The organism is Serratia sp. J2 (assembly GCF_046269175.1).
Classification (GTDB): Bacteria; Pseudomonadota; Gammaproteobacteria; order Enterobacterales; family Enterobacteriaceae; genus Chania; species Chania fonticola_C.
Genome location: NZ_JBKABN010000007.1, coordinates 164464 through 191073, shown reverse-complemented (window position 1 = coordinate 191073; position 26610 = coordinate 164464). Strand labels below are relative to the sequence as shown.

At 55.6% G+C, this 26610-nt stretch carries 22 protein-coding genes; 12 read left to right on the top strand and 10 right to left on the bottom strand.

The window, feature by feature from the left end; all coding sequences use genetic code 11:
* Positions 1 to 31 precede the first annotated feature (31 nt).
* Complete coding sequence (locus tag ACKWMY_RS10155) at positions 32 to 949, top strand: LysR family transcriptional regulator (RefSeq protein WP_024530515.1); 918 nt, start codon at positions 32 to 34, stop codon at positions 947 to 949.
* Between the two features lie 88 nt (positions 950 to 1037).
* On the opposite strand, the gene ACKWMY_RS10150 is transcribed toward ACKWMY_RS10155, so the two are convergent.
* Together ACKWMY_RS10150 and ACKWMY_RS10145 are read right to left on the bottom strand one after the other, a co-directional pair.
* Complete coding sequence (locus ACKWMY_RS10150; RefSeq protein ID WP_409486252.1) at positions 1038 to 2021, bottom strand: alpha/beta hydrolase family protein; 984 nt, start codon at positions 2019 to 2021, stop codon at positions 1038 to 1040.
* Positions 2022 to 2196: 175 nt separating this feature from the next.
* Positions 2197 to 3228 (bottom strand): Mal regulon transcriptional regulator MalI, encoded by a 1032-nt coding sequence (locus tag ACKWMY_RS10145; RefSeq protein ID WP_024530517.1) that lies wholly within the window; start codon positions 3226 to 3228, stop codon positions 2197 to 2199.
* Between the two features lie 224 nt (positions 3229 to 3452).
* Here ACKWMY_RS10145 and malX point away from each other — a divergent pair, with 224 nt between their 5' ends.
* From malX to add, 3 genes are all read left to right on the top strand, one after another.
* Entirely contained in the window at positions 3453 to 5036 is a 1584-nt protein-coding gene (gene malX / locus ACKWMY_RS10140) for a maltose/glucose-specific PTS transporter subunit IIBC (RefSeq protein ID WP_029711750.1), read from the top strand.
* A gap of 46 nt (positions 5037 to 5082) precedes the next feature.
* Positions 5083 to 6264: a MalY/PatB family protein gene (locus tag ACKWMY_RS10135; RefSeq protein WP_186579652.1), complete on the top strand. Its 1182-nt coding sequence runs from the start codon at positions 5083 to 5085 to the stop codon at positions 6262 to 6264.
* Between the two features lie 218 nt (positions 6265 to 6482).
* A complete protein-coding gene (add, locus tag ACKWMY_RS10130; RefSeq protein WP_261160446.1) occupies positions 6483 to 7481 on the top strand; it encodes an adenosine deaminase in 999 nt (332 codons plus the stop codon).
* Between the two features lie 43 nt (positions 7482 to 7524).
* On the opposite strand, the gene ACKWMY_RS10125 is transcribed toward add, so the two are convergent.
* From ACKWMY_RS10125 to ACKWMY_RS10095, 7 genes are all read right to left on the bottom strand, one after another.
* Positions 7525 to 7830: an NIPSNAP family protein gene (locus tag ACKWMY_RS10125; RefSeq protein WP_409486251.1), complete on the bottom strand. Its 306-nt coding sequence runs from the start codon at positions 7828 to 7830 to the stop codon at positions 7525 to 7527.
* 16 nt (positions 7831 to 7846) lie between these two features.
* Complete coding sequence (locus ACKWMY_RS10120; protein ID WP_065686141.1) at positions 7847 to 8842, bottom strand: bile acid:sodium symporter family protein; 996 nt, start codon at positions 8840 to 8842, stop codon at positions 7847 to 7849.
* Positions 8843 to 8917: 75 nt separating this feature from the next.
* Positions 8918 to 9958 (bottom strand): oxidoreductase, encoded by a 1041-nt coding sequence (locus tag ACKWMY_RS10115; protein ID WP_199062336.1) that lies wholly within the window; start codon positions 9956 to 9958, stop codon positions 8918 to 8920.
* Positions 9959 to 10228: 270 nt separating this feature from the next.
* Positions 10229 to 11146: an arabinose operon transcriptional regulator AraC gene (gene araC / locus ACKWMY_RS10110; RefSeq protein ID WP_024530524.1), complete on the bottom strand. Its 918-nt coding sequence runs from the start codon at positions 11144 to 11146 to the stop codon at positions 10229 to 10231.
* A 329-nt stretch (positions 11147 to 11475) separates the two neighbouring features.
* Entirely contained in the window at positions 11476 to 12459 is a 984-nt protein-coding gene (araH, locus tag ACKWMY_RS10105) for an L-arabinose ABC transporter permease AraH (RefSeq protein ID WP_024529939.1), read from the bottom strand.
* Between the two features lie 17 nt (positions 12460 to 12476).
* Positions 12477 to 14000, bottom strand: a complete 1524-nt coding sequence (araG, locus tag ACKWMY_RS10100; RefSeq protein WP_309046402.1) for an L-arabinose ABC transporter ATP-binding protein AraG — start codon at positions 13998 to 14000, stop codon at positions 12477 to 12479.
* Positions 14001 to 14059: 59 nt separating this feature from the next.
* On the bottom strand, positions 14060 to 15043 hold the full coding sequence (locus ACKWMY_RS10095) for an arabinose ABC transporter substrate-binding protein (RefSeq protein WP_024529937.1): 984 nt from the start codon (positions 15041 to 15043) through the stop codon (positions 14060 to 14062).
* A 359-nt stretch (positions 15044 to 15402) separates the two neighbouring features.
* Here ACKWMY_RS10095 and ACKWMY_RS10090 point away from each other — a divergent pair, with 359 nt between their 5' ends.
* The 7 genes from ACKWMY_RS10090 (at position 15403) to rsxC (ending at position 24301) form a co-directional block, all read left to right on the top strand.
* Positions 15403 to 17082, top strand: a complete 1680-nt coding sequence (locus tag ACKWMY_RS10090) for a ribulokinase (RefSeq protein WP_409486250.1) — start codon at positions 15403 to 15405, stop codon at positions 17080 to 17082.
* Positions 17083 to 17137: 55 nt separating this feature from the next.
* Entirely contained in the window at positions 17138 to 18643 is a 1506-nt protein-coding gene (gene araA, locus ACKWMY_RS10085) for an L-arabinose isomerase (protein WP_409486249.1), read from the top strand.
* A 101-nt stretch (positions 18644 to 18744) separates the two neighbouring features.
* Complete coding sequence (locus ACKWMY_RS10080) at positions 18745 to 20157, top strand: glycoside hydrolase family 1 protein (protein WP_024529934.1); 1413 nt, start codon at positions 18745 to 18747, stop codon at positions 20155 to 20157.
* A gap of 190 nt (positions 20158 to 20347) precedes the next feature.
* Complete coding sequence (locus ACKWMY_RS10075; RefSeq protein WP_024529933.1) at positions 20348 to 20788, top strand: DUF2569 domain-containing protein; 441 nt, start codon at positions 20348 to 20350, stop codon at positions 20786 to 20788.
* A 144-nt stretch (positions 20789 to 20932) separates the two neighbouring features.
* The gene (gene rsxA / locus ACKWMY_RS10070; protein WP_021178056.1) at positions 20933 to 21514 is read left to right on the top strand and encodes an electron transport complex subunit RsxA; all 582 of its coding nucleotides are present in this window, start codon (positions 20933 to 20935) and stop codon (positions 21512 to 21514) included.
* Positions 21514 to 22089 carry an electron transport complex subunit RsxB gene (rsxB, locus tag ACKWMY_RS10065; protein ID WP_021804523.1) on the top strand — a complete coding sequence of 192 codons (576 nt, stop codon included), beginning with the start codon at positions 21514 to 21516 and terminating at the stop codon, positions 22087 to 22089. The genes rsxA and rsxB overlap by 1 nt, the downstream gene beginning before the upstream one ends.
* Positions 22082 to 24301, top strand: a complete 2220-nt coding sequence (rsxC, locus tag ACKWMY_RS10060) for an electron transport complex subunit RsxC (RefSeq protein ID WP_409486248.1) — start codon at positions 22082 to 22084, stop codon at positions 24299 to 24301. Before rsxB ends, rsxC begins: the two co-directional genes overlap by 8 nt.
* A 34-nt stretch (positions 24302 to 24335) precedes the next feature.
* Here the strand turns inward: rsxC and ACKWMY_RS10055 are convergent, their stop codons facing one another.
* The gene (locus ACKWMY_RS10055) at positions 24336 to 25229 is read right to left on the bottom strand and encodes a helix-turn-helix domain-containing protein (protein WP_024529929.1); all 894 of its coding nucleotides are present in this window, start codon (positions 25227 to 25229) and stop codon (positions 24336 to 24338) included.
* Between the two features lie 295 nt (positions 25230 to 25524).
* On the opposite strand from ACKWMY_RS10055, the gene rsxD reads away from it, so the two are divergent.
* A complete protein-coding gene (gene rsxD, locus ACKWMY_RS10050; RefSeq protein WP_024529928.1) occupies positions 25525 to 26610 on the top strand; it encodes an electron transport complex subunit RsxD in 1086 nt (361 codons plus the stop codon).

The window sequence follows — 26610 nt, the reverse complement described above, 5'->3', positions numbered from 1 at the left end:
TAATGAATCATTAAGTTGGGATTATCGATAGATGAGCTCACTGCTGCAATTACTGCCGTTTTTCGACGCCGTTGCCAAATTGGGCAGTTTTACCCAGGCGGCCAATCATCTTGGCGTCACACCGCCTGCGGTTTCACAAAATATCCGCGCGCTAGAGGCCCTTCTGGGAGTACGCCTGTTCAATCGCACCAGCCGTTCAGTCAGGTTAAGCGATGAAGGGCTGGCATTTTATGAAAAAATCGCTCCCGCTATGGGCCAGATTGAGGTCGCGGCAGAAAATGCCAGCAGTCAACGTGGTGAGCCAAGCGGCTTATTACGTATTACCTTGCCGCAGTTGGCCGCGTCGATGCTGGTCATGCCCTATCTGCCGGAGTTCCATGCGCGCTATCCTGAACTTAAGCTGGAGCTGTTTACCGACGATCGTTTTGCCGATCTGGTGCTGGATAATTTTGATGCGGGCATCCGCATGCAGCGCATGTTGCAAAAAGACATGGTGGCCGTCCCTATCGACCAAGGCCAACAACATGTGATCGTGGCTTCTCCGGGCTATCTGGCACAACACGGTCAGCCCGAAACGCCACAGGAGTTACAGCAGCATGACTGCATGCGCTACCGCTTTCCCGGCAGTGGCAAACTGGAACCCTGGTATTTCAGCAACGGGACTGAGCAGTTGACGCTGGAGGTCAACGGGCGGCTGATCTTCAATGAAAACCAGCTGCTTAAAGACGCGGCGATAGCGGGATTAGGGCTCACTCAACGCTTTCGAGCTGCCGTACACCAAGAGTTGCAGAGCGGACAACTGCGAGAGGTTCTGCAGGATTTTAGCAACGTCGCGCCGGGGTTCTTTATCTACTTTCCAGCGGGCCGCCATATGCCGCTCAAGCTGCGCGCCTTTATCGATTTTATGCGGGAAAAACGCGAGCGGCAGATCAAGCCGATCCGCGCTTGAGCTTCTGGGTATTGAACGCCTCGGAGGCTGCGAAAGCCGGGCCAAAGTCTTTCATTTTTTTGTTTTCAGCGTGGCTTCAGAATGCGGTTCACTCATGACATTGCTGACTAAGTATCCAGTCTGAAATAGCCCTTAGTGAACCCGGCGAGTAAGCATGCTGCCCAGACAACAGAAATCCACCTTGCTTCCACCAAGGCCACTGCGAGGATAGCTGGTAGTCAAACCATTCGCTCCGCAAAAGCCCATGGGTAGCATCAGCGATCAGTCTGATGCAGCGAGGTGTTTTGGCCGGGAGTTCTTCGCTCCAGACAGCGGTCGTTTCGTGAGGATCGACATTGCGATCATCCGCCCCCATCAGGATCATTACCGGCGTTTGCATCGCTGAAATATCTTTCCTTGCATCGGCCTGTGAGTTTCGACGCTCAAAGTCCTGCCGGGTACAACGAGAAATACAGGGAGATGCGGCTTCCTCCTGCGTAAACTGACTGTCAAAAGCGGCAGCTTCGTGTGCTTGCGCCTTCACGATATTTTCAGCTGACAGGCCCTCAGATTTCAGACGTTGCCCCGTATAATAAATCCCCTGAGCTCGCCAATTTATCGCCGCGCCCACCAGAATAACAAAGTCGGTTTTTACCTGTTGGCTGGCCTTTGGCACGACCCAACCCGCCTGAGAAAAGCCAAGAAAGCCTATATTACTGTGCTTAAACTCCGGTTCCTGTTTCAGTTTTATCAGAGCCGATGCCGCTTCATCTGCGCGGTCCGGCAGGGTTTGTGCCAGCCAGTTACCACTACTTGCCCCAACGCCGGGTTTATCCCATGAATAAACCGCGATCCCCTGGGCAACCAGGAACTTCACCAACGGAATATAGCCGCCTTCAGACCAACGATCTTGAGCGCCATCACCATGTACCAGCAGGATAAGCGGTGGCGATATCTTCCCAGGAGGAAGGATTAATGTACCTTCCAGAACGTCCTGATGATGCTCAAATCTGATAGTTCGTTGGTGATCATCATCGGAAAGTTCAAATTCAGATAACCGAATCAGCGAAAAAACGATCAGGAAGCTCACCATACAGCAACCAAATATCCCATATCTGTTCACAGCAGCTCCCAAATTAAATCTCATATCGTGTCGGTTATATCAAAAATTTCGCTTTAATTTAATCGGCATCAGAGCAAGGCTGTTTAGAGACACCTGAGAATTTATAATATTGGAACAACGGCAAGATTAGAGATTTAGCTACGGATCAGGCCGATCCGCGCTTGATCAGCTCTGGGGACAGGATCACATTCTGCGGCGCCAATGAATCATCGCCAATACGTTGCAACAACCGCAGGGCAGCACTGCGTCCAACCTCACGAGCCGAGCTGGAGATAAAGGTCAGCGGGGGTTCAGTCAGTTCGGCCTCCGGCACATCGCCAAAACCGATCAGCGCCACCTGTTGACCATAAAAGCTGTCCATCCCTTCCGAGCCAATACTACGGCCACTGCGCACGATACCAAAATAGGCACCCAACGCCACCGAGGCCTTATGGCACACCAACGCACTGATATTGGGATGCTGACGCAACAGATTTTCGGCAGCTTCAGCCGCCGCCCGTTGATGACAATCGCATTCGACGATCCATTCTGAGCGGAATGGCAGGCCGTATTGCACCAGGGTGGCACAGAATCCCCCCAGACGTTCGGCCCGCGTGAGCGAATCGCTTTGTCCACCAAGGTAGGCAATCTGGCTATGCCCCCGTTTGATCAGAAATTCGGTGGCCATTTTCGCGGCCTGCATATTATCGGGCCGCACCACGTCTACACCTTCCAGCCCATTGGAGCGCGCAGCACACACCAGCGGCACCCCCTGAGCTTCGGCTTTCTCTTTCAGCCCTTTCGCGGTACGTACCCCACCCGCTAACACCATGCCGTCAACGCCATGCTCCAGAAGCATATCAAAACAGCGCATCAGCCCTTTGCCTTCGCGCCCGCTTTGGGTCAGAAACAGCACTTTGCCATTGGCTTCCAGTACCTCACTCACCCCGGCGGTCATCTCGGCATAAAACGGTTCGCAGATATCACGCAGGATCAGCCCTACCACCCCCGATTCGCCACCGCGCAGCGTAGCGGCCTGGCGGTTACGCACATAGCCAAGCTGCTCGATCGCCTGATTCACACGGGTCATGGTGGTGGGTGAAATACGCCCTTTACCGCTCAGCACCAGAGAAACGGTGGTCACGGATACGCCTGCCAACTGTGCGACGTCAGTGATAGTGATCTTTTTGATGGTAATAACCTCTGCAATGCCCTATCAGGGCGAGTTTCACCCTGATAGCAAATGGTATACCGAATCTCTCAATGCAGTAAAACGATTTACCCACATAAGCATTGTCACCGCAAAGCACCGTTCATAATTGTGATTAGGGACGCATTTTTACTAGGTAAAACGTTTTATCTTATTTTTACCTAATCGGGTACACACAACATTGCATGCTTTTTCGCCAGGAGTCGTCGGTTATGCCAGCGTCTAAAAAACAAAAAATTACGCTTTGGGAGTTTTTCCAAAGCCTGGGCAAGACATTTATGCTGCCCGTCGCACTGCTTTCATTCTGCGGCATCATGCTGGGGATCGGTAGCTCACTAAGCAGCCGTGACGTGATCACGTTGCTGCCTTTCATTGGTCATCCGGCTTTCCAGCTGCTGTTCACCTGGATGAGCAAGATCGGCTCCTTTGCTTTCAGCTTCCTACCGGTGATGTTCGCCATTGCCATTCCTTTGGGCATGGCGCGTGAGAACAAAGGCGTGGCCGCCTTCTCTGGGTTTGTCGGCTTTGCCGTGCTGAACCTGGCGACCAACTTCTACCTGACCACGTCAGGCGTGCTGCCTACCGTCGATCCGCTGGTGCTGAAAGCCAATAACATCCAGAACATCCTGGGCATTCAGTCTATCGATACCGGTATCCTCGGCGCGGTGATCGTCGGGATCATCGTTTATCTGCTGCACGAGCGTTTCAACACCATCCGCCTGCCGGATGCGCTGGCGTTCTTCGGCGGTACTCGTTTTGTCCCAATCGTCACCACCGTGGTACTGGGCCTGTGCGGTCTGATTATCCCGCTGATCTGGCCTTGGTTCGCTGCCGGTATTAACGGGTTGGGCCGTATGATTAACGGTGCAGGCATGTTTGGACCGATGATTTTCGGCTCCGGCGAACGTCTGCTGCTGCCATTCGGGCTGCACCACATTCTGGTAGCTCTGATCCGCTTTACCGAAGCGGGCGGTACGCTGGACGTTTGTGGCCGTGAAGTCAGCGGTGCATTGACCATCTTCCAGGCGCAGCTCTCTTGCCCAACCACTCACGGCTTTGCCGAAAGCGCTACCCGCTTCCTGTCCCAGGGTAAAATGCCTGCCTTCCTAGGCGGCCTGCCGGGTGCGGCGTTAGCCATGTACCACTGTGCCAAGCCGGAGAACCGCCACAAGATCAAAGGGCTGCTGATTTCCGGTGTAGTGGCATGTGTCGTCGGCGGTACCACCGAGCCGATCGAATTCCTGTTCCTGTTTGTCGCTCCGTTCCTGTACCTAATCCACGCGATCCTGACCGGTCTTGGCTTCACCGTGATGGCCTTGCTGGGTGTCACTATCGGTAACACCGACGGCAACATTATCGACTTCGTGGTGTTTGGCATCCTGCACGGCACCGCAACCAAGTGGTATCTGGTGCCGTTGGTAGCCGCCATCTGGTTCGTTGCCTACTATGCGATCTTCCGCTTCGCCATCCAGCGCTGGAACATTAAAACGCCGGGCCGTGAGACGGAAACCACCGCTACACAGAGCGCCCCTGTCGGTGCCGTGGGTAAATCCGGCTATAACGTGCCTGCTATCCTGGCGGCGTTGGGCGGTAAAGAGAATATCGTTTCGCTGGATAACTGCATTACCCGCCTGCGTATGTCGGTTAACGATATGAGCAAGGTGGATGATGCAGTGCTGAAAGCCAACCGGGCTATCGGCGTGGTGCACCTTAATGACCACAACCTGCAAGTGGTCATTGGCCCGCAGGTGCAATCGGTGAAAGATGAGTTAGAATCACTGATGGCCAACGCATAACCTTCCCCCCGGGCGCAGCCTGCTGCGCCCTTGTTCGGAGTTTCACATGTTTGATTTTTCTACCCCGGTAGATCGTCACGGTACCTGGTGCACCCAGTGGGACTACATCGCCGACCGGTTTGGCACCGCAGATCTGCTGCCTTTCACCATCTCCGATATGGATTTCGCCACCGCCCCCTGCATTCTTGAAGCCCTGCAAAAGCGCCTGCAACACGGCGTGTTGGGCTACAGCCGCTGGCAGCATGAAGACTTTCTTGGCGCGGTGCGGCATTGGTATCAACAACGCTTCAATGCCCCCATCGATACGACCAAGGCGGTCTATGGCCCTTCGGTGATTTACATGGTGGCACAGCTGGTGCGTATCTGGTCGGCTCCGGGGGAATATGTGGTCACCCATACGCCAGCCTATGATGCGTTCTATAAGGTGATCCTGGGTAATCAGCGCCAGGTGTTACCTTGCCCGCTGCACAAAGTGGATAATGATTGGCAATGCGACATGGCGCATCTGGAAGCCCTGCTGGCCCGGCCGCAAACCAAGATCCTGCTGTTGTGCAGCCCGCAAAACCCCACCGGCAAGGTGTGGACACAGCAAGAGCTGGAGCAGATGGCAGAGCTGTGCGAACGCCATGACGTGAAGGTGATCAGCGATGAGATCCATATGGATATGGTTTGGGGGGAACATCGTCATACGCCATGGAGCCAGGTGGCTACAACCCCGTGGGCATTGCTGACTTCCGGCTCTAAAACCTTCAACATTCCGGCGCTCACTGGAGCCTATGGCTTTATCAGCGATGATAGCGCGCGGGATAGCTACGTTCAGGCACTAAAAAGCCGCGATGGATTATCCTCACCTGCGGTGCTGGCGGTGGCAGCCCATATTGCCGCCTATCGCCACGGCGAGCCTTGGCTAGACGCGCTGCGCGACTATCTGCAAGATAACCTGACCTACGTGGCCGAACGGCTCAACCAGGCATTGCCACAGCTAAACTGGCAGCCACCGCAGGCCACCTATCTGGCGTGGATCGATATACGCCCGTTGGGCATTGACGACCGCGAATTGCAGCAGGTGCTGATCGAACGTGAGAAAGTCGCCATCATGCCCGGCTTTACCTATGGCGAAGAGGGCCGTGGTTTCCTGCGCTTGAACGTCGGCTGCCCACGCAGCAAGGTTGAAGCTGGGATGGATAAGCTGATCGCCGCGTTACAATTTGTCCTGGACGCAAAATAGGCTATATCGCCAGGGGCCGAGTGCCCCTGGTTTATGGTCTGACTGCACTTCTCCAAAACACACCTAGCCCAAGGTGACTTAGCTTTGCCCTAAACTGCGATCGGTATCGCAGTTTAATGTGATTTGAGTCACTTTTTCATGCAACGATATGGCTATTTTCATTCGTTTGTTTTTATACTGATCTGCACTTTACCTATACAAAAATAATGAGTGCCGCCATGATTGACTCCCGCTTGCCCCTTACCGATATTCACCGTCATCTGGACGGTAACATCCGCGCGCAAACCATTCTTGAGCTGGGGCGCCAGTTCAATCTAGCCCTGCCCGCCAACGAGCTGGCTGCCCTGCTTCCCCATGTGCAAATCACCCATACCGAACCCGATCTGATGAGCTTTTTGCAAAAGCTGGACTGGGGTGTGGCGGTACTGGGCGATCTGGACGCCTGCCGTCGCGTGGCCTATGAAAACGTGGAAGATGCGGCAAACGCTGGGTTGCACTACGCCGAGCTGCGTTTCTCCCCTTACTACATGGCGATGAAGCACCAGCTACCGGTGGCTGGCGTGGTGGAAGCGGTAATTGACGGCATTCGCTCTGGTTGCCGCGACCGCGATCTTGACGTGCGCCTGATTGGTATCATGAGCCGTACCTTCGGCGAAGCCGCCTGCCTGCAAGAGCTAGACGCTTTGCTGGCCCACCGCGACGGCATTACCGCGTTGGATCTGGCTGGTGATGAGCTGGGCTTCCCTGGCAGCCTGTTCCTCAGCCATTTCAACCGTGCTCGTGACGCAGGCCTGCGCATTACCGTTCATGCCGGTGAAGCCGCTGGCCCAGAAAGCATCTGGCAGGCGATCCGTGAGTTGGGTGCAGAGCGCATCGGCCATGGGGTTAAAGCAGTGGAAGATCCGGCACTGATGGATTACCTGGCGCAGCATGCCATCGGGGTTGAATCGTGCCTGACCTCGAATATACAAACCAGCACCGTGTCTTCACTGGCACAGCACCCGCTGGCCACCTTCCTACGCCACGGCGTGCTGGCCTCAATCAATACCGACGATCCGGCCGTGCAAGGCATCGAGATTGAGCATGAATACCGCGTGGCGGCTCCACAAGCCGGATTAACCCCGCAGGAAATCCGCACCGCGCAGGAAAACGGCCTGAAAATGGCGTTCCTCAGCGAGCAGGAAAAACAGGCGCTACGCGCTAAAGTGCTTGGCTAAGGCAATATCCAGGCTCAGCCACTGTTAAGGCTGAGCCTGTTTTTCAAGATTGATATGGCAGTACCACCCGGTGACTCTCATCAATCAGGGTCACAATCTCGGTTCGAGGCCCCTCCAACCAGGCTTGGCTGCGGTAGAAGGCCTGCAATACCTGTTCCATTTCCACCATGCCGTCAAACCGCCGCAGTAGGTAATAGGCATCGGGATCGTGTAGTGAAACACCGTACTCAAGCACGGTGATCCCTGCGGCCTGATGCAGCGGCACGCTATCATGCTGCATGATGTGGTGAAAACGCTCGCCACTGCCCGCTTGTAAACGATATTGCAAAATTTCGACTACCTTGGTCATGCTGCATCCCTGTTTTTTATTTAGTTACGGCAACTTCGCGCTGCTGGGCTGTTTTACGCGCATAGCGCTGTGCCAGCACCGCACATACCATCAACTGTACCTGATGGAAGATCATCAAGGGTAATACCATTGCCCCAACGGCAGCGGCTGGAAATAGCACGTTGGCCATCGGAATGCCGTTGGCCAGGCTCTTTTTCGAACCGCAAAATACGATAGTGATCTCATCGGCTGTATCAAAACCCAGCCAACGTGCGGCATAGGTGTTGATAATCAGTACCACCGCCAACAGCACCAGCGACATCACCAGGATCGTCAGCAACGACCAGCCATCAATGGTGTGCCAAATCCCCTCAACCACCGCCGCGCTGAACGCGGTATAGACCACTAGCAAGATCGAGGAACGATCGGTGAGGTTAATCAGTTTGCGATGGCGATCGATCCATTTGCCAATCAGCGGACGTGCCAGATGGCCAATAACAAAAGGCACCATCAGCTGCAGAATAATCGAGCCGATGGCATGCAATACGTCAGTATTACCTCCTTGTGTATGCATCAATGCCCCCACCAGCAGCGGAGACAGGAATACCCCAAGAATGCTGGATGCCGAAGCGCTGCAGATCGCCGCCGCCACGTTCCCGCCTGCTGCGGAGGTGAAAGCGATTGCCGATTGAACCGTGGCAGGCAAAGCACAAAGATAGAGGAAACCCAGATAAACGGTGGGCGTCATTATGCCCGGCACCAGCAGGTTCATCGACAACCCTAGTAGCGGGAAGAGCGCAAAGGTACTGAGAAACACCACCAGGTGCAGTTTCCAGTGGCTCATGCCGGCAACGATCGCCTCACGGGAGAGTTTCGCCCCATGCATGAAGAACAACAGGGCTATCGCGGCGGTGGTTAAATGTTCAAAGAAGGTCTGCCAAATCCCTTCACAGGGTAGCAATGAGGCCAACAGCACCACCATCAGCAGTACCAGTAAAAACTTGTCGATACGTAGACGTTGTAACCAGGACATCCTGCACAATTCCTTGCTATTTAATGCGTAAAAAAGGGTTCAGAAGCGCTCTAAACCCTACTGTTATTATTGCTATTAGCTGACAGGTAGCGCTTTTTGCTGTTTCGCCGACTCAATGCCCAGCTCGATCATTTCCATGACCTGTATCGCCTCGCTTGCCGGAACAGGGTTGGTACCTGCACCGGAAATCGCGTCGCGAATGGCGCCGTAATAGGCTGGGTAATTGCCCGGAATGGTCAACAGCGGCTGTTCCACCAGCATGCCGTCACGTGACAACGTCACTACTCCGTCGCGCATATCGTAACCCCAGTCGGCCTGCGGCAAACGCTCACCGGCTTTCAGGCGATCTTCCTGCGGATCCAGACCATACTTGATAAAGCTACCCTGTGTACCGTGCACAATGTAACGTGCAGTTTCTGCCGCGGCCAGCACCGTGCCATGCAGCACCACACGCCGATGGCCGTAATTGAGCACCGCATGGAAATAATCTACCGATTGTGAACCCGGGCGTAGCTCGCCCAGATCGACAAACAGCGTTTGTGGCTTGCCAAACAGCTGCAACGCCTGGTCAATCAGATGCGGCCCCAAATCGTACCAAATACCACTGCCAGCCCCACCTTGCTCACGCCAGCGCTGGCGGACTTCCGGGCGGAAACGATCGAAATGGGATTCAAAATAGACCACTTCCCCTAAAGCGCCGTCTTTCAGCAAGGCTTTTAAGGTCAGGAAATCGCTGTCCCAGCGGCGGTTGTGGAATACCGAAAGCAGTTGTCCACTCTGCTCTGCCTGCTGTTGTAGCTGCTGCGCCTGTGACAGTGTCACGGTAAATGGTTTGTCCACCACCACATGCTTGCCTGCCGCCATCGCCTGTTGTGCCAATGGGAAGTGGGTATCGTTCGGTGTTGGAATGACAATCAGGTCAATCGAGGGGTCGTTGAACAGCGCCTGCGGGTCGCTGACCACCGTCATCATCGGCCAGTCGGCGTGGACTTTACCGGCGTCACTGCTGGAAACTGCGGCCAACGCCATGCCAGGGGTTCCTGCGATCAGCGGAGCATGAAAAGTCTTGCTGGCGTAACCATAGCCCACCAGGCCAACGCGGATTGTTTCAGACATCTTGTTTCCTCATACAGGGCGATATATGCATCAATTCCAGGCAGTTGAAATGCCACATCCTTGTAAGTTGCGGCGAGAAACCCGCTCCTGAGTGTTGCCGCTAGAAAAAGATGAAGTAGCGATTGATTCGATTTGACACCATGCCGGGGGATGGAACAAGAGCTAAATGCAGATTGATAACAAACTGGCAGTATGGCTAAGCGGGCATGACATGCGGTAAATCGGGCGCAGCATGTGGCGCCCCTAACAACGGTCGTATCCGCAGGCCGATTAACGGGCGGTGGCAACCAATGGCCGATCACGTGAATGGCTCACCGGGTAGTTTATCTCCAGGCTGCGGCGGCGAAAATCGCTGGGGCTGACGCCAACCCGCTTGCGAAACACCCGCGAAAAATAGAGCTGATCGTCGTAGCCAACCACCCGGCCAATAGTGGCAATCGATTCCTGGGTAGTTTGCAGCAGGAGTTTGGCGCGGATCACCCGCTGATCTTCACGCCAGCGCAGGATATTAATCCCTACCTGATCACGGAACAGATGCGCCAGCCGCGAAGGGGAAAGACAAACGTGGCGTGCCACTTCATCAATACGCAGCTCCCCCGCCAGATTGCCGGTAATGAACTGGCAAGCCTCAATCACCCGTGGGTCCATAATCTTCTGCGGGCTGAGGGGATCCTCCTCCATCGCGCGCAGCAACAGCCGTTCCAGCAGGTTCATGCCAATCTCTTCGGCAAAACGTCGGCCGGAACGTTGGGTCTGCTCAATGTTGGCAAACAGCCGGTCAAACTCCGTCAGCAACTGGTTGTTGGGCAACGTCAGACGCCCCACCTGATGCGCCTTGCTGTGCCATTCCAGCCAGTCTGCCCAATAGGCACGCGGGCGGAAATAGACCCAGCGGTGATACCAGCAGTCACTATCCGGTGATCGGCCATAGTTATGCGCCGCCTTGGGCGGGAACAGCAGTAGATCGCCAGGATTACAGTAAAGCGTCTCCTCACCGTCAAACACCTTGCCCTGGCCTTTAATGGTCAGATTGAGGATGTAACCCTTCATGCCGCCGGGACGATCGATAAAGAAATCCAGCGGCCCGTCCGCCATAATCGGCGTCAGCCCGGCAACCAGGTAGGCGTTAAAGGTGTAACCCGGCAACAACGGGTTCGGTTGGGGTTCCTGAACCATGCGATGATACATCTGGCCTCCAAATGTGTCGTTTCTTTATCCCAAAACTTGGCAAGATGAGTGGTCTGTTCCCCTCACCCTAACCCTCTCCCACAGGGAGAGGGAACCGATCGAGTTCGTTGATTTTTCTGTGTAATACCTGCCTTTCCTCTTACTACCTACTTACCGAAGCTGCACGGGCCAACCACGCGCTCCGTGCAGCTCCCTCTCCTTTGGGGAGAGGGTTGGGGTGAGGGGAAAATAGAGATTGCTCAATAAACGACAACACACTATCCACCTATAGCAAGTTTACCCATTTGGCAAAATGCTGCTCGCGGCAATAGCAAAATTGTGATGGGTCTTCACGCCCTGCTCTTCGCTTGTTGCTTGTAGCGGTCAAAAATCACCGCGGCCAGCAGGATCACGCCGCGCACCACATACTGCGAGAACGGCGAGATATTCAGCAGGTTCATGGCGTTCTCCACCGTGCCCAGGATCAGGATCCCAGCGATAACGTAGGAAATTTTGCCTATGCCCCCTTTGAGCGAAACGCCCCCCAGCACGCAGGCAGAGATCACGATCAGCTCATAGCCGATTGAAGTCATCGGCTGGCCGCTGGTCATACGCGAAGCCAAAATAATGCCCGCAGCGGCGGATACCAGCCCGGAAAGCACAAAGATGATGATCTTGGTGCGCACTACTGGCACCCCGGCCAGCCGAGCTGCCTCCTCGTTGCCACCAATAGCCAGTGTATTGCGGCCAAAGGTGGTTTTATTGAGCAGGAAACCAAACAGGATCAGGCAGCCTATGGTGATCCAAATCGGGGCGGGCAGCCCCAACCAGTTGGCATAACCGAGCGCAAAGAAACGCTCATCTTCGATCCCCACCGCTTTCCCATCGGAAATAATATAGGCCAGACCGCGGAAGATCTGCATGGTAGCCAAGGTGGTGATCAGCGCGTTAATCTTCAGCCGGGCGATCACAAAACCATTGATCAGCCCAGAAAGCACGCCCAACAACAAACCGGCAGCCACGCCGATCCACAGGCTCTCGGTCATGTTGATGACCACCGCCGCGGTGACACCTGCACAGGCGATAACCGACGCCACCGACAGGTCAAAATCACCTGAGGCGAGACAAAACAGCATGCCGCACGCCACCATCCCGGACATGGAGATCGCCAGACCCAGGCCCTTCATATTGATAAAGCTGCCGAAATTCGGCACAAACACGACGCAGGCAACAAACAGCACGGCGAATACCACCAGCATGCCATAGCTGTCCCAGATACGCGCCAACCCAAGGCCACCGCGGTTTTTCACAGAATTGGTTGTCATGCTCGACATCTCTTGCTCCTTCGCAATCAGGCCATCGCCGCTGCAATATCGGGGGTACGTAACATCGCCAGGCTGAGAGCTTTTTCCTCAGTGGCCTCGCTATGGGTCAACTCGCCAGAAATCGCCCCTTCACGCATCACGATGATGCGATCCGCCAGCCCCAGCACTTCGGGCAAATCGCTGGAAGCGAACAGCACCGCAATGCCCTGCTGCGCCAGTTGATAAATCACGTGGTAGATTTCGTGTTTTGCGCCAACGTCAATGCCGCGTGTCGGCTCATCCAGCAGGATCACCTTCATCTCTTCCGACAGCCAGCGGCCCAGGATCGCCTTCTGTTGGTTGCCACCGGAGAGATTCATGATCAATTGTTCTGCCGTTGGGGTTTTGATATTCAGCGCGCGGATATGGTGATCGGCATTGCTGGTTTCCCAGGCGTTATCGATCAGGCAGCCCGCCTTGATGCTTTTGCGGCGAGCGCTGATGTTGATATTGTCACGTACCGAGTGCACCGGAATGATGCCGTCGGCCTTACGATCTTCCGGGCACAACATCACGCCCGCACGAATAGCATCGATCGGTGAACGAACATTGAGCCGCTTGCCATCAAGCATCAATTGGCCCGCAGTTACCCGCGTAGCGCCAAAAATCCCTTTCATCAGTTCGCTGCGCCCTGCGCCCACCAGACCAAACAGGCCAACAATTTCGCCAGCGCGAACGTTAAAGCTGATAGGCGTTTTCACCCCGGCGGCCTGCAAATCGGTAAGCTGCAACCGCACTTCTCCCAGCTCGCGTGGCTGATAGCCATAAACATCGCCAAGATCGCGCCCCACCATCGCTTGCACCAGCACTTCATTGTTTACCTGCTGCATATCGTCGAAGGTGCGCACATAGCGGCCATCCTTAAACACGGTGATGGCATCACTCAGCGCAAAGATTTCCTCCATCCGGTGCGAGACATACAGGATCACCCTGCCTTCGGCGCGCAGCTCGCGGATCACTCGGAACAGTTGCTCAATTTCACGTGCCGACAGCGAACTGGTCGGCTCATCAAACGCAATCACTTTGGCGTTACGCGCCAGAGCCTTGGCAATCTCCACCATCTGCCACTGGCCAATCGACAGGTACTTCAACGGAGTATCCGGATCGATGTCCAACCCGAGGTGTTCCAGCTGTAAGCGGGACTCATAACGCAGCAGTTTGCGATCCACCAGGCCATGTTTGGTCGGCAACTGCCCCAGGTAGATGTTCTCTGCCACGGTCATTTCCGGTACCAGATGCAGTTCCTGGTAGATAATCGCCACCCCGGCGTTCAACGCGTCGGTGGTATTGGCAAACTGCACCGCTTTCCCCTGGAGGTGGATCTCCCCTTTGCTTGGGGCATAATTGCCGCTGAGAATTTTCAGCAGCGTCGATTTCCCGGCGCCGTTTTCCCCCATCAGCGCGTGGATCTGCCCGGCCTGACAGCTGAAACTGATATCATCCAGCGCTTTGACGCCAGGGAAGCTTTTACCGATGCCTTTGAAAGCCAGATAGGGCGTGACGGCAGTCATAGTGCTTTCCTCAATGCTGTGCGATAAATGGCCGCCCACTTGATGCAGGCGGCACACCCTTACATCAAACCTTTTTTCTGCAGTTCCACCTGGAAGTTGTCGCGGGTGATCAGCACCACGTCGGTCACTTCGGTAAATTTCTCTGGTTCTACGCCTTTCTCTACCCAGTCATGCAGCATCTGAATGCTCTTGTAGCCATGAATATCCGGGCTTGGCAGCAGTGAGCCGTAGAAGCCGGTAGCCTGTTTCTTGGAAAGCTCGCTTACTGCGTCGACACCGTTGATGCCAATGCCGATCACGTTAGGCGCTTTAAAACCCTGGCCTTCAGTGGCACGCACGCCCCCCAGCACGGTGTTATCGTTCATCCCGACGATCAGCCAGTTTTTCACTTCCGGATGCTGCACCAGCATCGAGTTGGCGGCATCGAATGCCCCTGGGATATCGTTGGATTTGGTCGGTACCTTGTAGATTTGCTGTTGTGGGAAACCGGCAGTTTTCAATGCGTCCATAGAGCCACCGGTACGGCGGCGCGCGGTGTCCAGTTCATCGGAGGTGATCGCCATTACGCCGGTCTCTGCCACTTTCCAGCCACGCTTGTTCATCTCTTTCCACAGCTCTTCGCCTTGGCGCTCACCTATCTTGGTGGCCGCCATCATCACTAGCGGTACGCTCTCCATCGGTTTGCCTTTGGCATTAACAAACTGGTCGTCAACCGCGATCACTTTCAGGTCGTAGCTGCGTGCCTTGGCGACAATCGCCGAGCCGAGCTTCGGGTCTGGGGTGCAGATGACAAACCCCTTGGCCCCGCTGGCCGCCAGGCTGTCGATGGCATTGAGGGTTTTCTCGCCGTCCGGCACGGCAATCTTGATCACTTCAAACCCCAGGTCCTTACCCGCCTTGTCGGCAAATTTCCATTCGGTCTGGAACCAGGGCTCTTCTGGCTGTTTAACCAAAAAACCCAGTTTCATGGTCTCTGCGACAGCCGAATGTGACATAACCGCCGTCAGACCGATAACTGCCAACGCCTTAGTGAATTTATGCATGGTACTCTCCGCTGTTTTGCTTTCATCGGCAGAAAAACCGGGTCACCGTGAAAACGTTATCATTATGAGATCCTGTCACGGCAATGGCCTTATATCTCGCTTCTTGCCGTCGACTCAGGTAAGACGCAAACAGTTTTAGCCGGTATTTGTTAGCTAAATGTAGAGCGCTATCACATCCCGAGATAACAGCAGATATGTGCATACATTTAGCAAATTTAACCAAGTGATAACTTTTGACCCCCATCACAAAATCACTGTAGCAAGCAGAAAAGTGCATACTTCCAGCCAATGCTTCCTCACCTGCCTCCCCGTCCCGCTCCTATCGTTAACCTCAACCTAACAAGTAAGGAGTCCGCATCATGACGGCAGGTGCTATTGCCCTGGGATTAGACTTCGGCAGCGATTCAGTGCGGGTATTGGCTGTCGACTGTCAAAACGGCAACGAACTGGATACCGAGGTGGTCTACTACCCTCGCTGGCAGCGTGGTGACTTTTGTAACGCCGCGCAGAACCAGTTCCGCCACCATCCACTCGACTATATCGAAGCCATGGAGCAAGCCGTCGTCGCCGTGGTACAGCGCATGAGCCAGGAACAGCGGCAGGCCGTGGTCGGGATTGGGGTTGATTCCACCGGCTCCACTCCCGCACCGATTGATGAACAGGGCGACGTATTGGCGTTGCGGCCGGAGTTTGCCAGCAATCCCAACGCCATGTTTGTACTGTGGAAAGACCACACCGCCATCGAGGAGGCGGAGGAGATTAACCAACTGTGCCGCCGCGGAGATTTCCCCGACTATTCACGCTATATCGGCGGCGTTTACTCCTCTGAGTGGTTCTGGGCCAAGATCTTGCACGTTTCACGCCAGGATGAGGCGGTACGCCATGCCGCCGCCTCTTGGGTAGAACTGTGCGACTGGGTGCCAGCACTGCTTTCTGGCACTACCGCACCGGATCGGTTAAAGCGCGGGCGTTGCAGCGTAGGGCATAAAACGTTATGGCATCCCGACTGGGACGGTCTGCCACCTAAAGCCTTCTTTGCGGCCTTGGATCCGTTGCTGGTGGAAGATCTGCCCTATCCACTGTTCAACGATTCCTACACTGCCGATTTGCCGGTGGGGACGCTGAGCAAAGAGTGGGCCACACGGCTTGGGCTGTCAGAAAGCGTGGTGCTTTCTGGTGGTGCCTTTGACTGTCACATGGGGGCCGTGGGGGCCGGAGCGCAGCCTTATACGCTGGTGAAAGTAATTGGCACGTCGACCTGCGACATTCTGATCGCCGATCGTGAGCGCGTGGGCGATCGTGCCATCAGCGGCATCTGCGGCCAGGTGGACGGCAGCGTAGTGCCGCAAACCATCGGCATGGAGGCCGGGCAATCTGCTTTTGGTGATATGTACGCCTGGTTCAGCCGCCTGCTGAGCTGGCCACTGCGTGAAGCCGCCAGGACGCAACCGCAACTCCAGACACAGCTGCAACAAATCGAGCATGACATGCTGGCCGCCCTGACCGCCGCCTGGGCCAAAAACCCGTCGCTAGACCATCTGCCCGTCGTCTTGGACTGGTTCAATGGCCGCCGCACCCCCTACGCTAACCAGCGTCTTAAAGGAGTGATCACCGATCTCAACCTTGGTACCGATGCGCCCACGCTGTTTGGTGGCTTTATTGCCGCAACCGCTTTTGGCGCTCGTGCCATCATGGAGTGCTTCGAACAGCAAGACATTCCCGTCGATAACGTGCTGGCTTTAGGCGGCATTGCCCGCAAGTCACCGGTAATTATGCAGGTTTGCGCTGATGTGATGGATCGCCCGCTACAGATTGTCGCCTCCGACCAATGCTGCGCGCTGGGTGCGGCCATCTTCGCTGCCGTGGCCGCCGGGCATTTCAGTGACGTTCCGCAAGCTCAGCAGCATATGGCTTGCAGCATTGAACGCACTTTGCAGCCCGATCCTGCTAACGTCGTTCGCTACCAACAACTTTATGAACGCTATCAACAGTGGTGCCAGGCCGCAGAGCCGCGCTTTGCCGCAACCACCAAAAATTAATACGCCGGGGCAGATCCCCTCGGCTCAATAAAACCTCTAGATCCAGGAGTTTTTGATGAACATCTTTAAGCAACGTGAAGTGTGGTTCGTGATCGGCAGCCAGCATCTTTATGGCCCAAAAACCTTGCAACAGGTGATGGAAAATGCCGAGCAGGTCGTGAACAGCCTGAACCGTGACGCAGGTTTACCGGTGAAGATGGTGCTGAAACCGCTGGTCACCACGCCGGACGAAATCACCACCGTCTGCCGTGATGCCAACTATCACCAGGACTGCGTCGGCATCATCACCTGGCTGCACACCTTCTCACCGGCCAAAATGTGGATTGCTGGCCTGTCGATCCTCGATAAACCGCTGCTCCAGTTCCATACCCAATTTAATGCCGAAGTTCCGTGGGACAGCATGGATATGGACTTTATGAACCTGAACCAGACCGCCCACGGTGGCCGTGAATTCGGGTTTATCGGTGCTCGTATGCGCCAGCAGCACAGCGTGATCGCGGGCCACTGGCAAGACAAAAATGCCCAGGAGCGTATCGCTCAATGGATGCGTGTTGCCTGCGCCAAACAGGAAAGCCAGCAGCTTAAGGTGGCGCGTTTTGGTGACAACATGCGCCAGGTCGCCGTGACCGATGGCGATAAAGTGGCCGCGCAGATCCAGTTTGGTTATTCCGTGGATGCTTATGGCATCGGTGATTTGGTCAGCGTGATCGATGAAGTGAGCAAGGGCGATATCGATGCGCTGATCGAAGAGTACGAAGCCAGCTATGAGCTGAGTGACGTGGCTAAAGTTAACGGTGCCAAACGGCAGAACCTGATCGATGCTGCCGCTATCGAACTGGGTATGAAGCGTTTCCTCGAACAGGGCAAGTTCCACGCTTTCACCACCAACTTTGAAACGCTGCACGGCATGAAGCAGTTGCCAGGTTTAGCGGTACAGCGCCTGATGCAGCAAGGCTACGGTTTTGCCGGTGAGGGCGACTGGAAAACCGCGGCGCTGCTGCGCATTATGAAAGTGATGGGCAACGGCTTAAACGGCGGCACCTCGTTTATGGAGGATTACACCTACAACTTCCAGCCGGGCAACGATCTGGTGGTGGGGTCCCATATGCTGGAAGTCTGCCCTTCCATCGCCAAAGAACACAAGCCACTGCTGGATATTCAATATCTGGGCATCGGTGGCAAGGCCGATCCGGCCCGCCTGATCTTCTCTACCCCGGCAGGCCCGGCGGTGAACGCCAGCCTGATCGATATGGGCGATCGTTTCCGCCTGCTGGTCAATCAGGTGGATACCATTGAGCAGCCTGAACCGTTACCTAAACTGCCGGTGGCTCGGGCGATCTGGCGTGCTCAACCTTCCCTGGCTACAGCGGCGGAAGCCTGGATCCTGGCGGGCGGCGCACACCACACGGTGTTCTCGCAGTCACTGAACGCCGACTACCTGCGCCTGTATGCCGAGATGCACAACATCGAATTCCTGCTGATCGATAACGACACCACCCTGCCAGCGTTCAAGAACGAAATCCGCTGGAATGAAACCTACTACCAAATCAACCGCCGCTAAACGCGCCCGCAAAAACTGCAACCGGTTTCAGAAACCGGTTGCAAACTCATTTCAACTCGACCTAAACTAGACTCAATATTTAACGTATAGAGAGAATAGTTATGTCTGCTTTCCCGAAAGAGTTCCTCTGGGGCGCGGCTAGCGCGGCGTATCAGGTTGAAGGCGCACACGATGCCGACGGCAAAGGCCCATCCATCTGGGATACCTTCTCCCACCTGCCAGGTACCACTTACCAAGGCACTAACGGCGACGTTGCCGTCGATCACTATCACCGCTTCCGTGAGGACGTGGCGCTGATGGCCGAAATGGGGATGCAGAGCTACCGGTTCTCAATCTCCTGGCCGCGCCTGCTGCCACAGGGCCGAGGCACCATCAATGAGGCCGGGGTCAAATTCTACAGCGATCTGATCGATGCCCTGTTGGAACACAATATTGAGCCGATGATCACCCTATACCACTGGGATCTGCCGCAGGCATTGCAAGATGAAGGTGGTTGGGAAGCTCGCAGCACTGCTGAGGCTTTTGAAGAGTATGCACGCCTGTGTTACCAGCGTTACGGCGATCGCGTCAAACTGTGGTCTACCTTCAATGAAACCGTGTGCTTTATCGGCTTCGGTTACATCACCGGCGGCCACCCACCGGGCGTACAGAACCCGGCGCGCGCTATCCAGGCCTGCCACCACGTCTTTGTGGCCCACGCCAAAGCGGTGGCTGCATTCCGCACCAGCGGCATTGCCGGTCAAATCGGCTTCGTCAACGTGTTGCAAACCCATACCCCGCTCAGCCAGTCTGCGGAAGATCTGGCGGCCTATCAGTTGGCCGAAGGGATCTTTACCCACTGGCTGTACGATCCGGTGCTGAAAGGGGAATATCCGGCTGAACTGCTGGCGCAGACTCAGGCGCTGTGGGGCGTACCGCAATTCGCACCAGGTGATGAGCAACTGCTGCGCGACAATATCTGTGACTTTATTGGCCTGAACTATTACAAGCGTGAAACCATCGCGGCCAATAATCAAGAGTCACATCTGACCATCAACACCACCGGTGAGAAAGGCAGCGGCCACCAGCAAGGTAACGAATTCGGCTTTAAGGGGCTGTTCAAGTTCGTCCGCAATCCGAACGGCGTGTATACCGATTGGGACTGGGAGATTTATCCGCAGGGCCTTACCGAAGGCATCATGAATATCAAGGCGCGTTACGGTGATATTCCTATCTACATCACCGAGAACGGTCTCGGAGCCAAAGATCCGATTATCGATGGTGAGGTGGTGGATGACGATCGTATCGACTATCTGCGCCAGCACATTGGTGCCATTGAAGACGCCATCAAACAGGGCGCCGACGTGCGCGGCTATTACCCATGGTCGTTTATCGATCTGCTGAGCTGGCTCAACGGCTTCCAGAAGCAGTACGGCTTTATCTACGTTGACCACAACAAGGATCTGGCGCGCCAGCGTAAGAAGAGCTTCTTCTGGTACCAGAAACTGATCGCCAGCAACGGTGCGGAACGTTAACTGCCGCTAAGTGCGGCGCAGCATGCAGCGCCCCGACAATGAGAACCGGCTGAGGTTTGTAAGCCATGTCATGCCAGTCAGCGCAATCTGACTGGCATTTTGTCGTTGGTGCCGCCTTCTCCTCGCGCATTAGCACATATTTGAGTAAGCTATGCGGCTTACTTCGTTGGAATACCACTCAGGATCTCGTATGACCCAAGCTGAATATTCGCGCATTGGCGGTTGGCTGCTAGCCCCGATGGCCTATCTGATCGTTACCCTGCTCAGCGCCAGCCTGATGTTGGCCCTGTACGGTATGGCCATTTTTATGCCGGAATCACGCGAGTATCTGAGCACCAATGCTCAGGCCTTCTCCACGCAGTGGTATCTATCGGTGATCACTACGCTGGTAATGTGGTGCTTTACGCTGTACCTGCTGTGGCTGTTCTGCCAACGTTCACAACGTTTTCCAAAGCTGTTTCTGGTCTGGCTGCTGATCACCGTGCTATTGGCGATCAAGGCGTTCGCCTTTGCCCCCGTGCCCGATGAACTGGCCGTGCGTAGCCTGCTATGGCCGTTGGTGATGGCCGCCCTGCTGGTGCCCTATTTTAAGCGTTCCCAGCGCGTGAAAGGCACCTTCACCGAGAAGTAACCACGGCAAGGCACGATTTGATCGCCCTGCTGTGTAAATTTTCAACAAAACGAGCAAAAAAGCGCAATACCCTTGCGATTAGTATGTTGTCGTTACGCCGCCGATTACCGATAATAGGCGGCTTTTATTTTTTTAGGCATTGCAATGACCGAATACCTGCTCTTGTTTGTTGGCACCGTACTGGTGAACAACTTTGTCCTGGTGAAATTCCTGGGCCTGTGCCCCTTTATGGGCGTTTCCAAGAAACTGGAAAGTGCCATCGGCATGGGCATGGCCACCACATTCGTGATGACGCTGGCCTCGGTCTGCGCCTGGCTAATCAACAGCTTTATCCTGATCCCGTTAGATCTGGTTTATCTGCGCACCCTGTCCTTTATTCTGGTGATCGCCGTCGTAGTGCAATTCACCGAAATGGTGGTGCGTAAAACCAGCCCGGCGCTCTATCGCCTGCTGGGGATTTTCCTCCCGCTGATCACCACCAACTGCGCAGTGTTAGGCGTGGCGTTGCTCAACGTCAACCTTGGCTACAACTTCCTGCAGTCTGCGGTTTATGGCTTTAGCGCCGCCGCAGGCTTCTCATTGGTGATGGTACTGTTTGCTGCCATCCGTGAGCGCCTGGCGGTAGCCGATGTGCCCGCGCCGTTTCGCGGTTCCTCCATCGCCTTGATCACCGCTGGCCTGATGTCTCTGGCCTTTATGGGCTTTACCGGGCTGGTGAGATTCTAATGACTGCGTTGTGGATTGCGGTGGCGGCATTAAGCGCTCTGGGGCTGCTGTTTGGCCTGGTGCTGGGCTTTGCCGCGCGCCGCTTTGAAGTGGAAGAAGATCCGGTTGCCGAACAGATCGACGAAATTTTGCCGCAGAGCCAATGTGGCCAATGCGGTTATCCTGGCTGTCGCCCCTATGCCGAAGCGGTTGCCAATGGCGAGATGATCAACAAATGCGCCCCGGGTGGCGAGCAGGTGATGCTCAAGCTGGCCGAATTACTGAACGTTGAGCCACAACCGCTAGACGGCGGTGCTGCCGTGGCCGAACCGGTACGTAAGGTCGCCTTTATTGACGAAGCCAACTGCATCGGCTGCACCAAGTGCATTCAGGCCTGCCCGGTGGATGCCATCGTGGGCGCCACCCGCGCCATGCACACGGTCATTACCGATCTCTGTACCGGCTGTGATCTGTGCGTTGCACCCTGTCCAACCGACTGTATTGAAATGAAACCGGTCGCCACTACGACCGCCAGCTGGAAATGGGATATGCAAACCATTCCAGTGCAAGTGATCCCCGTGGAGCAACATGTTTAATCTGTTCGCCGCTTTGAAAAAAGATCGGATTTGGGATTTTGACGGTGGCATTCATCCACCTGAAATGAAGACCCAGTCCAGCGGTGTGCCACTGCGCGTGGCTCCCCTGCCAGACATTTTTATCGTCCCCTTGCAACAGCATCTGGGGCCAGAAGGCGAGCTGTGTGTCAAAGCCGGTGACCGCGTACTGAAAGGCCAACCGCTGACCTTTGGCCGTGGCCGCACCTTGCCGGTACATGCGCCAACCTCCGGCACCATCCGCGCCATTGAGCCTCACGTTACCGCCCACCCTTCAGGGCTGGCGGAACTGTGCGTGATTATCGATCCAGACGGTGAAGATCGCTGGTGCGAACTGACGCCGGTCGCCGATTACCGCCAACTGGATGCGGTAGAGCTGATCCAACGTATTCATCAGGCCGGGATTGCCGGTCTGGGGGGCGCAGGTTTCCCAACGGCCAGTAAGCTGCAAGGCGGCCGCGAAGAGGTGGAAACCCTGATCCTCAACGCTGCGGAATGCGAACCCTACATCACCGCCGACGATCGGCTGATGCAGGAACAGGCCGCTCAGATTATCGAAGGCACCCAGATCCTGCGCCACCTGCTACAACCCAAGGTGACGCTGATCGGTATCGAAGATAACAAGCCGGAAGCCATCGCCGCTCTGAAAGCCGCTTTACGCGGGCAGGATGGGATCGCCCTGCGGGTGATCCCCACCAAATACCCTTCCGGCGGTGCCAAGCAGTTAACCAAAATTCTGACGGGCAAAGAAGTGCCTCACGGCAAGCGTTCGTCCACCATCGGCGTGCTGATGCAGAACGTGGGCACCGCCTTTGCCATCAAGCGGGCGATTGTCGATGGCGAACCGTTGATTGAGCGCGTCGTCACCTTAACCGGTGAGGCCATGAGCCGACCTGGCAACGTCTGGGCGCGCCTCGGCACGCCAGTGCAACACCTGCTGGCCTTTGGCGGCTATCGTCCGCAATCCCAGCAGATGGTGGTGATGGGCGGCCCGCTGATGGGCTTTACGCTGCCAACGTTAGACGTGCCGATCGTCAAAATCAGCAACTGCTTGCTGGCCCCAACGGTTGACGAAATGGCCGTACAAGAACCAGAGCAGTCCTGTATCCGCTGTGGGTTATGCGTTGATGCCTGCCCTGCCGGGCTGTTGCCGCAGCAGCTTTACTGGTTCAGCCGTGGCGAAGAACACGAGAAGGCGCGTAAGCACAACCTGTTCGACTGTATCGAATGTGGTGCCTGTGCCTACGTTTGCCCCAGCAATATTCCGCTGGTGCAATATTATCGCCAAGAAAAAGCTGAAATTAACGCGTTGGATCAGGAAGCGGCACGTACCGCCGAGGCCAAAGCACGTTATGAAGCTAAGCTGGCCCGCTTGGAGCGTGAGAAACTGGCGCGCGAAGAGCGTCATAAAAAGGCCGCGGTGAAACTGACCGACAGCGATCAGGATGCCGTTCAGGCGGCGCTGGCTCGCGTGCGCAGTAAAAACAGTGAGGCTGCTGGCATTGCTATCACCGGCCAGGAGCCGGATAACAGCGCTGCCATTGCTGCACGCGAAGCACGTAAGGCCCAGGCCAGAGAACGTAAGCTCGAGCAAGCAAGCGAAATGCCTGCAGCAGCGGTACAAGACGACGATCCACGTAAAGCGGCCGTGGCTGCGGCGTTGGCACGAGTCAAAGCCAAGAAAGCGGCGCAGGCGCAAGACGCAGAGAGCGTGGCGGAAACGGTAACTTCAGAGGATCCGCGTAAGGCTGCGGTAGCGGCAGCATTAGCCCGCGTGAAGGCGAAAAAGGCGGCACAGCAGGCCGAGCTTTCACAACCGCAAGTGGACGAAGAACCCATCTCTACGGCTGAACCGGAGGATCCGCGCAAGGCTGCTGTTGCCGCCGCGCTGGCCCGAGTCAAAGCCAAAAAGGCAGCGCAGCAGGCCGAGCTTTCACAACCGCAAGTGGACGAGGAGCCTATCCCTACGGCTGAACCGGAGGATCCGCGCAAGGCTGCCGTTGCCGCCGCGCTAGCCCGAGTCAAGGCCAAAAAGGCGGCGCAGCAGGCCGAGCTTTCACAACCGCAAGTGGACGAGGAGCCTATCCCTACGGCTGAACCGGAGGATCCGCGCAAGGCTGCCGTTGCCGCCGCGCTGGCCCGAGTCAAGGCCAAAAAAGCCGCACAGCAGCTAGCGATGGTAGATAAAGAGTAAACGCCATGGGGTCCTGCCGAACACAAGGCCCCACTTAATCAATAGAAATCAGGTAGGTGTAATTGACATCGATCTGCCGCAGTTTGGCATCCTGGTTCCACGCCTTAGCTTCGATCACCTCCATCTCTACGCTTCCGCGTACTTCATTACGCAGCCCCGGCATCACATGCGAGATCAGGTAAGAGATAAATTTCACGCACTCTTTGGCCGTCCCCTGATGGGTAATCGCGATGTACTCACGCGCTGGCAAGCGAATATCTTCAATCTTGTGACCAGAAAGGATGTCCTTCTTGAATTCCGGCTCCACCGCCATGGTATGCGTGACCGAACACTCGCCTTCGCCGCGCTCATTGTCAGAATGGATGCTGTAAACCTTGTGGCACTCCATATTCAGCCCTTTGAAGAAGTCATTAAAGATTTCCCCCTTCATGGCGATACAGGACGAAATTGCCATCTCTTGGGCTGTATCAAATTCCATCTCACGCGTAAAACCGACCAGGTGCGTATCCGGCAACGTCAGCCGTTGTATCTCAGGATAAAAACCTGCCTCATACACGGCTTCGAAGTCGAAGCGCGGCATCAGGCTCTTCACGTCCCATTTCTCCATGGTACGGTAGCGGTTTGGCGTAATGCCAAAACGTTGCTTAAACATCCGGGTAAAGGTCTGCTGTGAATCAAAGCCCAATTCATCGGAGATATCGATAATCGTACGGTTGCTAATGCGCAGCGCGACCGCCGCACGGGTAAGAATGCGTGAGCGAATATAGGTGGCGAGCTGGATACCGGTGATACGCTTGAACTTACGCTGCAGGTGCCACTTGGAGTAACCGGAGATACGCGCAACTTCGTCCAGATTTGGCCGAGTCTCCAGATGAATTTCGACCCATTCAATCAGCTCTTCAATAAATAAAATATCTTCATTAGTCATTATTAGTTGTTCGCTACTTCAAAAATGCTCAGGATAGTAACCTACGTTAATTATATGAAAGTTGTTATTCCGTGCGCAAAGCAGTCCAAAAATAGCAGCTCGATCATCAGTATGACAACTCATACTGCACGTTTTACATCCAGCCTGGCTTTTCCTTACCGCAAAAGCTGAATATCCTTATGATTAGCACGTATTACCCAGCATATGATTGAGGTAGAATGCAGCGCTGTAATTTCCCCCGGTGCCCGCACCGTGAATGCACTGATTAACATGGCAAAGAAATGGTAGTTATTCTATGAAGTTCAGGCCGGTACAACAGGCAGCCCCCAAGGGCTTACACATCGCCAGCTCTCCGTTTACCCATAACCAGCAAAGCACCAGCCGCATCATGCTTTGGGTTATGCTGGCCTGCATTCCTGGCATGGCCGCACAGGTGTGGTTCTTTGGCTATGGCAACCTTATTCAGACCGCGCTGGCCATGGTGACCGCCCTCGGGGCCGAGGCCGCCATTCTTGCGCTACGTAAACAGCCAGTCAAGGCACGGCTGGCAGATAATTCCGCCCTGCTCACTGCGCTGTTGCTGGGCATTAGCCTGCCACCGCTGGCTCCCTGGTGGATGATCGTTATCGGCACCTTTTTTGCCATTGTGATCGCTAAACAGCTATACGGTGGACTGGGGCAAAACCCTTTCAACCCGGCCATGGTGGGTTACGTGGTGCTGTTAATCTCCTTCCCGGTACAGATGACCAGTTGGCTCCCCCCGGAAGAACTGCGTGCTACCGCCCTGACCCTGCCCGATACCTTGCTGGCTATTTTCAGCGGCCACACCGCCCAGGGAGCCACTCTGCACGAATTGCAGATGGGCGTTGATGGCATCAGCCAGGCCACGCCATTAGACGGCTTTAAAACCGGCCTACGCAGCGGCCACTCGGTGGAACAGGTACTCCAGCAACCACTGTTCGGCGGCACCCTGGCCGGCATCGGCTGGCAGTGGATTAACCTGGGCTTCCTGCTCGGCGGCCTGTTTATGCTGGGCCGTAAGCTGATCCACTGGCAAATCCCGTTCAGCATGTTGGCCGTCATTGCCCTGTGCTCAGGAGTAGCCTGGACGTTAGATCCCGCCCATCAGGCTTCCCCGCTGATCCACCTGTTTTCCGGGGCCACTATGCTCGGGGCTTTCTTTATTGCCACCGACCCGGTCAGTGCCTCTACCACGCCCAAAGGGCGGCTGATATACGGCGGCCTGGTTGGCTTGCTGGTCTGGCTGATCCGCGTATATGGCGGTTATCCCGACGGGGTAGCCTTTGCCGTACTGCTAGCCAACATTACCGTACCGTTGATCGATCACTACACGCAGCCACGCGTGTATGGCCACCGTTGA